12 protein-coding genes are annotated in these 14,931 nt (G+C 46.1%); 11 read left to right on the forward strand and 1 reads right to left on the reverse strand.

The features are described from left to right. Positions 1-192: 192 nt before the first annotated feature. The 5 genes from ACN0W5_RS14555 (at position 193) to ACN0W5_RS14575 (ending at position 7,259) form a co-directional block, all read left to right on the forward strand. Positions 193-2,391 carry an inverse autotransporter beta domain-containing protein gene (locus tag ACN0W5_RS14555; protein ID WP_417454821.1) on the forward strand — a complete coding sequence of 733 codons (2,199 nt, stop codon included), beginning with the start codon at positions 193-195 and terminating at the stop codon, positions 2,389-2,391. A 160-nt stretch (positions 2,392-2,551) separates the two neighbouring features. Continuing rightward, positions 2,552-2,713: a hypothetical protein gene (locus ACN0W5_RS14560; RefSeq protein WP_417454822.1), complete on the forward strand. Its 162-nt coding sequence runs from the start codon at positions 2,552-2,554 to the stop codon at positions 2,711-2,713. Between the two features lie 158 nt (positions 2,714-2,871). After that, positions 2,872-3,888: an aspartate-semialdehyde dehydrogenase gene (locus ACN0W5_RS14565; protein WP_417454823.1), complete on the forward strand. Its 1,017-nt coding sequence runs from the start codon at positions 2,872-2,874 to the stop codon at positions 3,886-3,888. Positions 3,889-4,131: 243 nt separating this feature from the next. Next, on the forward strand, positions 4,132-4,719 hold the full coding sequence (locus tag ACN0W5_RS14570; protein ID WP_417454824.1) for a TetR/AcrR family transcriptional regulator: 588 nt from the start codon (positions 4,132-4,134) through the stop codon (positions 4,717-4,719). After that, positions 4,716-7,259, forward strand: a complete 2,544-nt coding sequence (locus ACN0W5_RS14575; RefSeq protein WP_417454825.1) for a PEP/pyruvate-binding domain-containing protein — start codon at positions 4,716-4,718, stop codon at positions 7,257-7,259. The genes ACN0W5_RS14570 and ACN0W5_RS14575 overlap by 4 nt, the downstream gene beginning before the upstream one ends. Before the next feature lie 37 nt (positions 7,260-7,296). On the opposite strand, the gene ACN0W5_RS14580 is transcribed toward ACN0W5_RS14575, so the two are convergent. After that, positions 7,297-8,358, reverse strand: a complete 1,062-nt coding sequence (locus ACN0W5_RS14580) for a GlxA family transcriptional regulator (protein ID WP_417454826.1) — start codon at positions 8,356-8,358, stop codon at positions 7,297-7,299. 158 nt (positions 8,359-8,516) lie between these two features. Between ACN0W5_RS14580 and ACN0W5_RS14585 the strand changes: the two genes are divergently transcribed. The 6 genes from ACN0W5_RS14585 (at position 8,517) to sdhA (ending at position 14,924) form a co-directional block, all read left to right on the forward strand. Further along, positions 8,517-9,725 (forward strand): MFS transporter, encoded by a 1,209-nt coding sequence (locus tag ACN0W5_RS14585; protein ID WP_417454827.1) that lies wholly within the window; start codon positions 8,517-8,519, stop codon positions 9,723-9,725. A 194-nt stretch (positions 9,726-9,919) separates the two neighbouring features. Beyond that, positions 9,920-10,801 (forward strand): HpcH/HpaI aldolase/citrate lyase family protein, encoded by an 882-nt coding sequence (locus ACN0W5_RS14590; protein WP_417454828.1) that lies wholly within the window; start codon positions 9,920-9,922, stop codon positions 10,799-10,801. A 29-nt stretch (positions 10,802-10,830) separates the two neighbouring features. Beyond that, positions 10,831-11,883, forward strand: coding sequence for a MaoC family dehydratase (locus tag ACN0W5_RS14595; protein ID WP_417454829.1), 1,053 nt, complete (start codon positions 10,831-10,833; stop codon positions 11,881-11,883). Positions 11,884-12,336: 453 nt separating this feature from the next. After that, the gene (gene sdhC, locus ACN0W5_RS14600) at positions 12,337-12,729 is read left to right on the forward strand and encodes a succinate dehydrogenase, cytochrome b556 subunit (protein ID WP_417454830.1); all 393 of its coding nucleotides are present in this window, start codon (positions 12,337-12,339) and stop codon (positions 12,727-12,729) included. 1 nt (position 12,730) lies between these two features. Next, on the forward strand, positions 12,731-13,111 hold the full coding sequence (gene sdhD / locus ACN0W5_RS14605; RefSeq protein WP_417454831.1) for a succinate dehydrogenase, hydrophobic membrane anchor protein: 381 nt from the start codon (positions 12,731-12,733) through the stop codon (positions 13,109-13,111). 10 nt (positions 13,112-13,121) lie between these two features. Continuing rightward, positions 13,122-14,924, forward strand: coding sequence for a succinate dehydrogenase flavoprotein subunit (gene sdhA / locus ACN0W5_RS14610; RefSeq protein ID WP_299374173.1), 1,803 nt, complete (start codon positions 13,122-13,124; stop codon positions 14,922-14,924). Positions 14,925-14,931 lie beyond the last annotated feature (7 nt).

Consider the following 14,931-nt stretch of genomic DNA (forward strand, 5'->3'; position numbering starts at 1 on the left):
AAAGAGCTGTGAGACGTTTCTCACAGCTCTTTTTTTGTGTGAATCTTCCATAATAGCTAATAAATAATATTACATGCAGCATCCTTTCCACCCTTAATTGAGCAAGAAAATAAAAGGCTAAATTTATGTTAACAAAGCGTTTATTTAATGATAATGAGTCGCATTATCATTAAATAATAAGAGTTTCCTAAAATGCCTAAAAACACATCTCAAGCTGCTGGCTATCGCCGAGCAGCTCTCGCACTAATGTTCATGTCCTCAACGATGCTTTGTAGTACTCGGGTTGTTGCCCAAGAAAAAATTGAAGCAAACCAAGGCCCGTCAAAAAAATGGGGTGCACATATAGAACTGGAAGGGAAGTACGGTACAGATCGACATCTTGGTGAGAGTACCGTTTTTCTCCCATTACACCAAAATGACAACAGTATGCTCTTCCTCGATGTGCGGGGGAAAATGGATAACAACAAATCAAGAGAAGCCAATGTTGGATTGGGGTATCGTCATATTATTGATGAGGACTGGCTGATTGGTGGATATGGCTTCTACGACCGTAGACGTTCGCCCGAAGGTAATAGTTTTAATCAAATGACATTTGGTGCGGAAATTATGTCGGGTGATTTTGATCTTAGGATGAACGGTTATGTGCCTTTTGGCGATACAGTCAAAACCTCAGCTCGGCATGATAGCGTTCAGCTTAATGGTAGTTCGATTACCATGAAAGAAGGTGAAGAGCGGGCTATGAAGGGGATGGATTTTGAAGTTGGCCATACTCTTCCATGGTTATCCGTAACCGAGGATAGTTCTGATGAGTTTAAGTTGTCGCTAGGTGGATATCATTTCTGGGAAGATGATTTGGATAGTGTAACGGGGCCAAGATTAAGGGCAGAGTATCGCCTTAATGATGTTCTTATGGCTGGTTCACGGATTAGCTTTAGCGGTGAAGTGCAACGTGATAGTCCGCGGGGAAATCAAGGGTTTGTCGGTGTTAAATTCCGTATTCCTTTACAGCCTGATATCGCAAAAAAACGGAAACGTCTTTCAAAAATTGAAAAAAGAATGACGGAAACTATTGTCCGTGATGTTGATGTGGTTGCTCAAGCGGGAAGTTTTGGTGCTGAGGTGCCTGCGATTGATATGGAAACGGGGCAACAGCTTACGAATTTGAATGTGATTGATGGCAAGTCAGGCGCTGATTTGAAAACCGCGATTGAAACCGCGTCGGTAGATCAGGTTAGCTTTGTTAATGGAAAAGGTCAGGTATTAAACGTTGAGGATACGATAACTCTACAATCGGGACAGCGGGTTCGCGGACAGTTCAACGTTAAGCATCCAACTACAGGACGGGAAATGAGCTTTGGCCAAACCCATATCCATGGCACAGATGAAAATAAGCACGTCTTTGAAATGAATAATAATTCGACACTTTCAGGTATGACGATTACTGGTGGATCACACGGTATTCATGCTGACGGGAAAAGTAATGTCCGTATAGATAGGGTCCGAATTAGTAACACAGCGCAAGCAGGGTTAAATTTTGAGAACGGATCCGGTCTTACCGTCTCGGATTTGGAAGTCACTAATCTGGATTTTGAAAATGCAGACGGCTTTTCTAATGCGAACCCTAATAGTACGGTAACAGGGGTTGGTCTGCGACTGGTTAGTTCCGATAATATCAATATTGATGGATATAGAGCTGATTACTTAGGCACGGGGCTTTTCTCGAATGCTGTTACGGATTTAAATGTGACAAATTCATCCATCTCGCGATCGCGTAAAGAGGGGATGGTCCATCATTATCTTCACAATGCGACTTTTGATAATTTGAACATCGATAAAACGGGTGCTGATGGCGCGGCCTTTATCGTTTCGGCAGATGTGAACTTTAAAAATTCCAACTTAAGTAATTTAGGCGCGATGAACTCACTTGGAAATTATAGTGGAATTAATATTAGTGGTTTTTCGAGTGACGGTTCAATTATCGTCGGTGCAACTGAAAATAAAAACTATAACTTTGATAACATCACCATCACGAATGCGTCGAATAGCGGGATGATGATTCAGGAAATCAAAGATTCTACGTTTACGAATATCGATATTGCGAATGTTGATATTATCGGGGTGCAATTAATGAGAATGATGCGGGATGTTGAAAACTTAACTTTTGATCAAGTTACAATTGATAATGCAGCAAACGCTGGTTTCTGGATGATGGGTGATTTTAAAGATATTGATGCTAATATCACGACAACAAATACGTCGGTTGCTTGTGGGAAATCACAATTCATGCCGACAAACCTGACACAAAGCGGTGGGCAGGAGCTGACGATTAATGGAGAGGTGTTTGCACCGATGGATATTGCGGCAAAGTGTGACAATGCATCTAACTTTTAATATTTAAGTGAAAAATAGTAACTGAAATATGGGCGGCTATATGAGCGTATAGCCCACCTGTCTGGCAGCTTAAAAAAAGAATCCAACATTTCAATGTTGACCAAGCTGGTAAAGCTGACTAGGTTTACGCCCGAGTTAAATTCCGAGTGGAATAGAGTTTATGTTTAATAACGTTGTACATATGGCCCCGCGCGCTGCACACACTGCGAAATCTCTTCGTCGTGCGTTCGCTGCTGCGCGTCCAGTTGCAACAACTACATGGACCATGATTACCACCACGCCTGTCAAAACCGTGAAGGTTAAGATGGGCGGCAGTAGGTAAACCCTCTCGGGAATAAAGGCTGATAAAAGGGCCGTCCCATTGAGGGGCGGCCCTTTTTCTTTAGGGCTTCTGTCACCACTTTTAAGGTGGTGAGGATGTGAAGATTTTTTAAACCGGTCCTCATTGGGCCAGTAAATGAAAGAGCATAGGCTAAAGCCATGGGTCACAAGATTGCAGTAATGGGCGCAACAGGCGCCGTAGGTCGTGAAGTTCTAACAACTCTGTCCGAGCGCGGGTTCGATATCAAGGATATCACCGTTCTTGCTTCTAGCCGTTCAGCGGGTACTCAGGTTTCTTATGGTGAAGAAGGTGAGCTGACAGTTCAAAATCTTGCTAATTTTGACTTCAAGGGGATCGACATCGTGCTGTCATCTCCCGGTGGTGCTGTGTCTGCGGAATACTCTCCAAAAGCTGCGGCGGCTGGCGCTGTTGTCATCGATAATACATCTCACTTCCGTATGGATCCGGATGTTCCTTTGATCGTACCGGAGGTTAATCCAGAAGCTTTGGCTGGCTACAAAAAGCGTAATATCATTGCCAACCCGAACTGCTCTACCATTCAAATGGTTCACGTCCTGAAGCCATTGCATGAACTTGGCTTGATCAAGCGTGTGGTTGTTTCTACCTATCAGGCTGTTTCTGGTTCTGGTAAGGATGCTATGGATGAGCTATTTAACCAAACACGCGGGATTTTTGTGAATGATCCGGTGAAAAAAGAATGTTTCACCAAGCAGATTGCTTTTAACGTAATTCCACACATCGATGTCTTTATGGAAGATGGATACACCAAAGAAGAGTGGAAGATGATGGTCGAGACCAAGAAGATTCTCGATCCAAAAATCAAGGTTACTGCAACTTGTGTTCGTGTTCCTGTTTTCATCGGTCACGCCGAAGCTGTTTCAGTTGAATTCGAAAAAGATGTGACTGTCGAGCAAGCTCGTGAGGCGCTGAAAGATACACCAGGGATCACCGTTATCGACTATCGTCAGGATGAAGGTTACGTAACGCCACATGAAGCACAGGGCGAAGATGCAACATTCGTTAGCCGTATCCGGACGGATCCAACTGTAGAACATGGCTTAAGTTTGTGGGTTGTTGCTGACAACCTACGTAAGGGCGCAGCCCTTAACGCAGTTCAAATTGCTGAACTGCTTATTAAGGATCATCTCAGTTAAGCTGAGGTTATTCCTTAATGCCTCCTCTGTCGTACTTGCCGGGCTCGGAAATTTATTTCCGAGCCCTTTTTTTATGGTCACTGGTGCTTGGAAATTTATTTCGAACCCTTTTTGTATGGTGCTGGCACTTGGTGATGTCTTTCCGTTTTTTATTGCCTTTGGTTTTTGCAAGTTGATCACAAGACTTGACTCTTTTTAGACTATAGTAGAAATTTAGACTGTAGTCTAAAAAGAGTGATGCTTATGATTAAAACGTCTCGTCCTAAATCGCGTGATTTAATTATGGATGCTATGGAAAGCATCTTGAATCAGGATAGTTTCGAGGCCGCTACAGTTGATGCGGTTATTGAAAGATCCGGTGTTGCCCGAGGAACCTTTTATTACAACTTCCCGAGTAAGAATGCGGTTATCCATGCCCTGGCCCGTCGCGCTGCGCAGCCAATGATACTGACCGCAAGAGATAGATTATCAAACAAAGCGCCACTATCAGAGATTTTGACTGATATTGCATGGGGAATTGCAGACTGGAACCAACAACATCCCAAGCTGGGGCGCGCAGTCCTAAGCAGTATTTATGATGACCGTGGCGTACCTGTGTCGCCGGACCCGAATAATCCAGGATCTTTCCGTAGTTTTCTTGCTGAAGTCTTTCATGAGAGCCAGCAAAGGGGCGAAATTCGTGAAGATATTCCGGCGATGCATTTATCGTTGATGTTTATCGGCATGATTTATCAGGGACTGTTTGGTTGGTTCATGCGGCCAGAAACAGTTGATTTGACGGTTTGGGCGCAACAATCAACATCGCTTTTTCTTGAGGGAGTTAAGTTATGAGTGGTTTTATTTTGTCGATGGAAGAAGCATTTGAGCGCGGTGCTGATGTTGTCGGGGGCAAAAGCTGGGGCCTTTCAAGACTTGATCGCTATGGATTTAAGATCCCCAAAACACTGGCGCTGACGAATGGATTGTATTTGCAAGTGATTGAAACAGTTTTGCCGGAAAGCTTGCGGACGGATTTGGAATCAAAGCCGGATGATCCAGTTTTGATCGAACAGGTACATGCGATCATTATCAAATCAGATTTGCCAGAAATATTTATTACGGAGCTAAATGCAAAGCTTGCTGAGAATAACTTGCAGAATGTGGATCTTGCGGTTCGCTCGTCTGCGGTTGGCGAAGATGGGACCTTTGCGTCCTTTGCCGGGCAGCATCAATCCGTTCTCTACGTTAAGGGAGTTAATCCCCTGATCCTTGCAATTAAACAGTGCTTTGCGTCTTTATGGACGCCTTCGGCCGTGGCTTATCGTCAGCACATGGGATTTGATATACTTGGCGTATCCATGGCTATTACGCTGTGTCAAATGGTGGGAGAGAGAGCTGAGCGAAGAACCAAAGGCCAAACCAAAGCTGGTGTTGCCTTTACAATCGATCCAGTTACTGGGCGACGCGATATCATGGTTGTAGAGGCCGTTACAGGATTGGCTGATGAACTGGTCAATGGGCAAGTGCAGGGATACCGTTATGAGATGTCCCGTGAAGATTTGACGGCATCTTTTGTTAAAAACGGTCCCTTAAGTGATCGTCAATTAGAGATACTGGCTAATCAGCTATCGCGTCTTCATTGGGCCATGGGGGATGGTGATACCGCTTACGATACAGAGTGGGTTTTTGATGGCGATGATTTGTATTTTGTACAGGCGCGCCCTGTCACTATTGTTCCGCATCTAACGCTTCCCAAACTTGCTTCTGATCCTGTTATTTGGAGTAATGCGAATTTCAAGGAAGTCCTCGCCGAAATACCTTGTCCCATGAGTTGGAGTTTTATTGAAACAGCAATCCCAGAAATGTTACACATTATCCCAAACTGCACTGGATATCAGGTCCCCAAAGGGCTGCATACCATAAAGCGGATTAAGGGACGGTGTTATGCCAATCTGTCAGAGTTGCAATGGCTTTGGTACGACGGGTATGGGCAAAGCCCGGATGATTCCAATAAAAACCTTGGCGGACATCAACCTGCTATTGCTTTGCCCGAAAAGGAAAGCTGGTTTGTGAAGCTAAAACGTATCTGGCGCGGAATTCGGGTTATGTCACTCTTGAACGGCGCAGAAAAGAAGCTGGAAGAAACAAGTGCAGATATATTTGAACGAGTTCGATCTTTCCGAAAATATGATTTGAGGGATTGGAAAGACGAGGAATTGACCGATCATCTGTGGCGCTGGGTGGAAGATACAAAAACCTTCATGCCTGATTTTGCAAAAGGTGCGAACTATTGCGGCATCAAGCTTTTTCTTTTTGACCAACAAGTCGGTAAGCTGAAAACCGAGGCCAACCGTATGCTTGCCTATGCACTGTTGAGCGGGGGTGGGCAGATGGATAGTGCTGAACATGCTATTTCTCTGCGTGCAATTGCTGAAGTGGCAAGGAATGATCCCAAGGCAAAAGATATACTCGGAAGCAACGATCTGCCCGTTGAGGTTGGTGATGGTGTTTTTGAAACTGCTTTGAGGGATTATCTGGATCTTTATGGGCACCGTGGTGTCGGAGAGCTGGACATGCGCTATCCGCGTTGGAGTGAAGCGCCCCGCTTTTTGTTTGAACAAATTAAATTTCTTATGAAACAGGAAAAAGAGCCTTCGGGTCGATCCGCTGTTGATCATGATCTCGAGCAGATGCTGGATACTTTACCAGCACGGCAACGCAAGGCATTGACTGCGGCTGCGGAACAGGCCCGCGCGGGTATGGCGTTGCGTGAGCGCGTCAAGTCAGCGATTGTTGCCCTAATGGAGCCAGCTCGGCGATTAGTTATGGAAAAGGGGCGACGTATGGCTTTAGAGGGGCGTATTCAAATAGCTGATGATTTGTGCTGGATTACTTTTCAGGAGCTTTCGGCCTTAGTCGAAGGAACATGGAATGGAAAAGGACTCTGCGAGTTAATTGAATCGCGAAACCTGAAGCATGATCAATGGGCTAAGGAAGCCGTTGCAAATGTCTATACTGAAGAGCCCGGGCAAAAGCCTGTTCAACAGGTAGTTGAGCGATTGACCGGGACTCAATTATTGGGGTTTGGAGCTTTCCCCGGTCAGTATCGAGGCACTGCTAGAGTGCTGACGTCTCCTGATAAAGGGCAAGATATGATGCAAGGAGATATCATGGTTGCTCCCTTTACAGATCCATCTTGGACGCCGCTTTTCTTAAGGGCTGGGGCACTTGTTATGGAAATTGGCGGTGCTATGTCCCATGGTGTTATTGTTGCACGTGAACTTGGACTCCCGACTGTGGTTAACACTCCCGGTGCTTTGGAGTGGGTTGAAGACGGAGAACTATTAGAGGTTGACGGAAGTTTGGGGCGCATAACCAAAAAGGCTGCGTGACATAATTGAAGATATGAAAGCTTTGCTCAAAGCTTGGTTAGGAGGGGCCAAAATGTTGCAGGTATTCCGTTGTCGTGATGCCTAGATTGCGGAGAAAGCTTCTGCGCATTTTCTGAAGATCACCAAAGCCACATAAGCTGGCGACCTGCTTCATTGAAACCCCTTTGGTCAGAAGGATTCTGGCTTGGTTAAGGCGGGTCAGTTCAACAAATTGGACAGGGGAAGAGCCAAGAGCTTGATTGAAGCGTCTATCAAGCGTGCGTGGTGTCATATTCGCCTCTTTTGACAGTTCTGATAATGTCCAGTTTCGGCAGAGGTCAGAACTTATCTTGTCGACAAGTTTTAGAAGTCTTGGTTCTAGACGCTTTTGAGCTTCGAGAAGATCAGAGAACTGTTTCTGCCCACCATTTCGGCGCAGATAGACGACCAGCTCTTGGGCGACATCAAGTGAGTTTGCTGTGCCGTGGTCTTCCTCGATAATTGCCATTGCCAGATCAATACCTGTTGAGACGCCCGCCGAAGTGTAGATCTGATCTGACTTTGTGTAGATGGTGTTGAGTTTCCAGTTCACATTGGGGAAGCGTTCTCTTGCCATTTGTTCCCGGGACCAGTGGGTTGTGGCATCGCGTCCGTCAAGGATGCCTGATGCAGCCAGTATTAGGGCACCGGAACAAATCGAAATTAATCGTCGATCTTTGTAATTGGGGTGGAATGCTTTAAGCGTATGGAGCAATACCTCGTTTTCAAGAAGTTCATCAACGCCGTTGCCGCCGGGTATTAACAAGTCCGAACAAGGATGCAGGTCGGTGATTTTCCCGTGGGGCATTATTTCCATCCCACAGGATGTGTGAATGGAATTACCATCAAGCGAGAGGAAGTGATGCTTGTAAAGCGGTATATCATTTGCCCTGCTTACAGGCTTTTTACTTGCCGTTGGTTCCGTTTTTGTTGGCGTCTGTGAGGCTGTGGTCTCTGGAGACGTGGCGCTATGAAAAGCTTGTACGGGGCCGCTTATATCTAGAAGATTCACGTTATCAAAAACTAGGACGCCGATTTCTCGGATCCTTTTCTCTGTTCCCAGGGTTTTTCTTAGTCTCAATGTTTTGCTCCTTAATCGTCCGCCCATATTGCCTATAATGCACTATTTGGCAATATTTGATGTTTGAATTACATTTTTGACAGTAGTTATTTGGAATACAGTCGGAATTATGATCGCAACCATTAAAAATAATTTGGGTTAAGGATGCCTGTAACAGTATGAGCGATAGTGTGACGATGCGGGACCAAACACAGCGACTGAATTTTTCGCTGATTTTACTGGGCAACGCCGTTCTTGGAACGCCGATGCCTATGTTGATTATCTTGGGCGGGTTGGCGGGGGCCATGTTAGCGCCAACAAGTGAGTTCGCAATCCTGCCGGTTTCGGTGCAGATGCTCGCTGGTATGTTAACGGCGGCACCTATGTCTGTTTTTATGGGGAAGTATGGCCGGAAGCTAGGATTTCTTCTTGGGGCTACGATTGCGGCATCTGGCGGGATTTTAGGTGTTTACAGTCTATTCTACGATAATTTTTATACCTTGTGTTTCGCCCATGCTGCGATGGGAAGTGCGCTGATTTGTTTTGGCTTCTTTAGATTTGCGGCAGCCGAAGTTGTTTCTGAATCTTGGCGACCGAAAGCGATTTCTTTTACTCTTGGGTCTGGTCTAGTTGCAGCGCTGGTGGGGCCAGAAATCTTTATCTACAGTAAAGATCTCTTCTCTCCTATTCCCTTTGCGGGTGCCTATGGGGCGATCACGGTATTGTCCATTATCGGGAGCCTTCCTATTCTTGCGTTACGGTTGCCAAAAACAAGCAATGCTGACCAATTGAATGGAAGTGAGCAAGTTGCAACAGTTGGTGAAATTGTGCGACGCCCGGCTGTTTTTACCGCCATTCTTTGTGCAGCAGTTTCGTTTGGTGTCATGGTTTTGTTAATGGCACCGACTCCCCTTGCCATGGTCGGTTGTGGCTTTACTGATGTGCAAGCCGGTGACGTAATCCGCTGGCATGTCATTGCCATGTTTGCGCCGAGTTTCTTTACCGGAAGTCTCATTTCACGGTTTGGGTCCGGGAAAATTATTTCCTGTGGTTTATTGTTGCTTTGTCTATCGGCAGGCATGGCCATGGCAGGTATTGAGTTAGAGAATTTTTACCTTGCGCTGATCTTTCTGGGGCTTGGATGGAACTTTGGGTTTATTGGGGCAACAAATATGTTGAATGAAAATCTGAGTGCAGGTGAGAGATCCGCTGTTCAAGGGGCTAATGATACGCTCATCGCCCTTGTGTCGACTCTGGCGTCTTTTGGGTCAGGGGTTCTGATTTCCAGCTTCAGTTGGACAGCAGTTGCCGCGACTGTTCTGCCGCTTGTTTTGATTGCTTTTATTGGTCTTGTCTTTTTACGTCAGCGTGTTCGGTCTGTTGCGTAAAAGGTGGATAGTCAAAAGGGGAAGGGTACAACCTTCCCCGAACTTGAGTAATTATAGATGGATGTGAAAGGGAAAAAGGAAATAAAAAGTCTTGTTTGTCGTTTCGTTTGATGGAACTATGCGGTAAATGCTGCGGTGCACAATTAAGTATTACGTGATTAAAATGACAGCAAAACAAGACAGAGGAGTTGAAGATGGTAGCAGCCCCAAAACCGAGAAGATCTGTTCTTTATATGCCCGGTTCAAAAGCCAGAGCCTTGGAGAAGGGGCGTAGTCTTTCGGCAGATGCGCTTATTTTTGACTTGGAAGATGCTGTTACTGACGACAAAAAAATCGAAGCACGAGAAATGGTCGTTGAGGCTTTACGTCAAGGTGGATATGGCAAGCGCGAAATCATTGTTCGTGTGAATGGCATGGATACCGAATGGGGCCTTGAGGATATCAAAGCAATCTCTCGAACAACAGCTGATGCTATCTTGCTTCCCAAAGTCGAAAATGAAAGGCAAGTGCATAATCTTGTCGATTTGATGAACAAGTCTGATGCCCCAGAAACCATGTCTGTCATGTGTATGATGGAAACGCCTTTGGGCATGCTCAATGCCAAAGAGATTGCGGCGTCATCTGAACGAATTTCCTGCTTTGTGATGGGCACATCTGATCTGGTTAAGGATTTACAGGCCCAACATACGAGGGAACGCTTACCTGTGATTACGTCGCTGGGGCTATGTGTTTTGGCTGCCCGAGCTTACGGCATCGCGATAGTTGATGGGGTTTGCCTTGATCTTAACAACGACGATGCCTTTACAGAATCCTGTGTACAGGGATTGGCCCTAGGCTTCGATGGCAAAACACTGATCCACCCTAAAACAATCACTGTTGCAAATAATACCTTTGGTCCTTCAAAAGAAGCAGTAGAAAAAGCGCGATCCATCGTATCGGCATTTGAAGAAGCCAAAAGACAGGGACAGGGCGTTGTTGTGCTTGATGGGCATCTGATTGAAAACCTTCATGCCGATGAAGCGCGAAGATTGATTGCTTATTCAGATGCAATTATCGCTTTGGAACAGGATGTTTAGGAGGATAAATCTTGGGTGCGAAAAATCATATGAAAAGTAAAACCCGAACAGGAAATTTTTTCGAAGATTTTTATCCGGGAATGGTCCTGACGCATGCGACCCCAAGAACAATAACCTCTGGTGATCAGGCGCTCTATACATCCCTGTACGGTTCCAGGTTTGCTTTTTCCTCTTCAGATGAGTTTGCGCGGACTCTTGGTTTTGAGTGCGCACCAGTAGATGATTTCCTTGCATTCCATATTGTTTTTGGAAAGACCGTCGCCGATATTTCCTTGAATGCCGTGGCAAACCTTGGCTATGCCGAGGGCATTCTGGGAGTGCCGCTGTATCCGGGCGATACGGTTTCTACAACAAGTGTTGTGATTGGTGTAAAGGAAAATTCCAACGGTAAAACCGGGGTTGTTTATGTGCGGTCCACCGGGCGTAATCAGCACGGTGAAATGGTGTTACAGTATGTACGCTGGGTTATGGTGCGAAAGCGTGATGTTGATGCTGCCGTTCCGGTAGTTGTTGTGCCTGAGTTGAGCGAAAGTGTTGCCGCAGGATCTTTATCAATTCCCAAGGAAGTAAATTTAACGGGGTATGATGTTACTTTATCAGGATCGGCCTACAGGTGGGGAGATTATAGTGTTGGCGAACGTATAGCCCACGTCGACGGCATGACCATCGAAGAGGCTGAGCATCAAATGGCGACCCGACTCTATCAGAACACGGCAAAGGTTCACTTTAACCAGCATACAGAATCTCAGGGGCGTTTTGGGCGGCGCTTGATCTATGGCGGGCATATAATCTCTATTGCTCGTGCGCTATCTTTCAATGGTATGGAAAATGCGTTCAAGGTAGCTGCGATTAACGGGGGTACTCATGTTGCCCCGACTTTTGCAGGTGATACGATCTATGCTTGGAGTGAAATTCTGGAGAAAATCGAAGTTCCTGAACGCGATGATCTCGGCGCCTTGAGAGTCCGTCTGGTTGCGGCCAAGAATAACAGCTGTGAGAATTTCCCCCTCAAGAATAGCGAAGGGCAGTATCAGGAAGATGTCGTTTTGGATTTTGATTACACAGTACTAATGCCAAACTAATGCCAAAATAAAAATCTTTCTGATATTGGGCGATTTACAGTGTTTGATGTGATTAATAACATTGTATCGAAACAATAAATATTCGGTGTGTTCAATGCACTTTTCTTGGAGGGTCCCTTTTTGCAAGTAATGTGGTTTGTTTTTCATGAGTTTTATCAGTTATTGCAAAGCTAAAATTATTTTTTATTTTAATGCTTCTTTTTGTGAATGTGGCTGTGCAGTGCAACATGGAGATGTTTGGAAGTTTTAAGACGATGTTAATAAGTAAAAGTCACAATTCTTATGTTCGTAAAATACTTGTTTGTCATCAGGTCGTTCTTTAGCGAGTTTTAGTCGCCTTGCATTGACTAATGCTGCATTGCGGTTTAACGTCATCAAATCTTTGGGTTCTGCTAAATATAAGGCGCGCGAAGTTGAAAAGCGGAACCAGTGCGCAATATCGGGAAAGAAAACATGTCCAGGGGTAACAGACCTCTTTCACCTCATTTGCAGGTGTATCGTCCTCAATTAACTTCCGTACTTTCTATTCTATTCCGCATCATGGGCGTTGCCACATCCGTGGGTTCCATCGTTCTGATCTGGTGGCTTGCTGCGGCAGCAAGCGGCGCGGAATATTTTGAACTGGTACAATCCTTCTTGGGATCTTGGTTCGGCCGACTGCTTCTCTTCGGTTGGACGTTTGCTCTCGTTTTCCATCTTTGTAACGGCATTCGCCATCTCTACTGGGATGCGGGTAAAGGCCTAGAGCTCGAAACCGCATATGCATCTGGTAAGGCTGTGATTGTGTTCTCAGTTATTATCACCGTGGGGCTTTGGGCCCTTGCCTATGCAGTAGGAGGAGCTTGATATGTCACTACGTACGCCTTTGGGACGTGCCCGTGGATTAGGGTCAGCAAAAGATGGCTCTTCACATTGGTGGGCACAACGCCTGACCAGCTTGGCACTTGTTCCGCTCGTTCTGTGGTTTGTGTTTTCGGTTGCGTTGATGACCGGGGCTGATCATATACAGTTTCTAGAATGGGTACAGTCGCCTGTTGTTGCAGGATTGTTAATTCTTTTGATCTCTGTTGGCCTTCTTCATTCTCAGCAGGGAATGCAAGTGGTGATAGAAGACTATGTACATGGAGAGGCCAGTAAAGTTCTTTCCCTGTTCCTGAGTCTGTCGGTCCATGTTGTCTTGGGTTTGACAGGTATTCTTTCAATTTTGATGATTCTCTTCAGGGGCTAGGAAATAAACGATGAACACTGCTCCATCAAACAAAGCATATGAGTTTATCGATCACACTTATGATGTGGTTGTTGTCGGGGCCGGTGGCGCAGGTTTGCGTGCGACGCTGGGTTTGGCAGAAGCAGGTCTGAAAACGGCTTGTATTACCAAGGTTTTTCCAACGCGTAGTCACACCGTTGCTGCTCAAGGAGGTATTTCTGCTTCTCTTGGTAACATGGGTGAAGATGACTGGCGCTGGCACATGTATGATACCGTAAAGGGATCTGACTGGCTTGGTGATCAGGACTCAATTGAATACATGGTACGTGAAGCTGTTCCGGCAATTGTTGAGCTGGAACACTACGGAATGCCTTTTAGCCGTACGGAAGAGGGTAAGATCTATCAGCGTCCTTTCGGTGGTATGACAACCCGCTTTGGCGAAGGTATTGCACAACGTACTTGTGCCGCAGCCGACCGAACTGGTCATGCAATGTTGCACACGCTTTATCAACAGAGTCTAAGACGTCACGCTGAGTTCTTTATTGAGTACTTTGCCATTGATTTGATCATGGAAAACGGCGAATGCCGTGGTGTTGTGGCGTGGAACCTTGATGATGGTACGATCCATCGTTTCCGTGCACAGAAAGTTATCTTGGCGACTGGTGGTTATGGCCGTGCATACTTCTCTTGCACGGGTGCGCATACCTGTACGGGTGATGGTAACGGTATGGCTTTACGTGCCGGCCTTGATTGTCAGGATATGGAATTTGTTCAATTCCATCCAACTGGAATCTATGGTGCTGGTTGCCTGATTACTGAGGGCGTTCGCGGCGAAGGTGGTTATCTGACCAACTCTGAAGGCGAGCGTTTCATGGAACGTTATGCACCGAGCGCTAAAGATCTTGCGTCTCGTGATGTGGTTAGTCGTGCCATGACAATGGAAATTCGTGATGGCCGCGGTGTTGGCACTGGAAATGATCATATTCATCTGCACATTGAGCATCTGGATCCGGATCTGATTGCTGAACGCCTGCCAGGTATTGCTGAATCAGCAAGTATCTTTGCGGGTGTCGATGTGTCGAAAGAACCTATTCCGGTAATCCCGACTTGTCACTACAACATGGGCGGTGTTCCTTGTAAGTATACAGGTGATGTCGTCACCAGTAAGAACGGGGATCCCAATACGGAAGTTCCCGGTTTGATGGCCATCGGTGAAGCTGCTTGTGTTTCTGTACACGGGGCTAACCGTCTGGGGTCAAACTCCTTGCTTGATTTGGTTGTTTTTGGTCGCGGTGCAGCGCTTCATTGTATTGAAACACTGAAGGCTGGTGCTTCTCAGGCGCCGCTTCCTGCGGATGCTGGGGATAATTCTCTCGCACGTTTGGACAAGGCACGCTACGCCAAGGGATCAATGAAGACATCCGAAGTTCGTTTGGAAATGCAAAAAGCGATGCAGAACCATGCGGCGGTGTTCAGGACTGGGGAAAGCCTGAAAGAAGGTATTGACCTTCTAGGGTCAATCTGGAGCAAGCGTGACGATATCAATGTTACTGATCGGTCGCTGATCTGGAACTCTGATCTGGTTGAGACTTTGGAACTTGATAATCTGATGTATCAGTCACGTGTCACCATGGCTGGTGCCGCAAATCGTGAGGAAAGTCGCGGGGCGCAAGCCCGTGAAGATTTCCCTGATCGTGATGATGAAAATTGGATGAAACACACACTGGCCAAGTGTGATGAAGACGGGAATGTTACTTTTGATTATCGTCCGGTTAATCTGGAGCCGTTAACTGATGAAGTGCAATCCTTCCCACCAAAAGCCCGCGTTTACTAAGTGGCTA

This window comes from Kiloniella sp. (genome assembly GCF_048270245.1).
GTDB lineage: Bacteria > Pseudomonadota > Alphaproteobacteria > Kiloniellales > Kiloniellaceae > Kiloniella.

Coding starts and splice junctions, on each gene's coding strand:
- ACN0W5_RS14555 (WP_417454821.1), top strand. CDS start 193: ATGCCTAAAAACACATCTCAAGCTGCTGGCTATCGCCGAGCAGCTCTC.
- ACN0W5_RS14560 (WP_417454822.1), top strand. CDS start 2,552: ATGTTTAATAACGTTGTACATATGGCCCCGCGCGCTGCACACACTGCG.
- ACN0W5_RS14565 (WP_417454823.1), top strand. CDS start 2,872: ATGGGTCACAAGATTGCAGTAATGGGCGCAACAGGCGCCGTAGGTCGT.
- ACN0W5_RS14570 (WP_417454824.1), top strand. CDS start 4,132: ATGATTAAAACGTCTCGTCCTAAATCGCGTGATTTAATTATGGATGCT.
- ACN0W5_RS14575 (WP_417454825.1), top strand. CDS start 4,716: ATGAGTGGTTTTATTTTGTCGATGGAAGAAGCATTTGAGCGCGGTGCT.
- ACN0W5_RS14585 (WP_417454827.1), top strand. CDS start 8,517: ATGAGCGATAGTGTGACGATGCGGGACCAAACACAGCGACTGAATTTT.
- ACN0W5_RS14590 (WP_417454828.1), top strand. CDS start 9,920: ATGGTAGCAGCCCCAAAACCGAGAAGATCTGTTCTTTATATGCCCGGT.
- ACN0W5_RS14595 (WP_417454829.1), top strand. CDS start 10,831: ATGAAAAGTAAAACCCGAACAGGAAATTTTTTCGAAGATTTTTATCCG.
- sdhC (WP_417454830.1), top strand. CDS start 12,337: ATGTCCAGGGGTAACAGACCTCTTTCACCTCATTTGCAGGTGTATCGT.
- sdhD (WP_417454831.1), top strand. CDS start 12,731: ATGTCACTACGTACGCCTTTGGGACGTGCCCGTGGATTAGGGTCAGCA.
- sdhA (WP_299374173.1), top strand. CDS start 13,122: ATGAACACTGCTCCATCAAACAAAGCATATGAGTTTATCGATCACACT.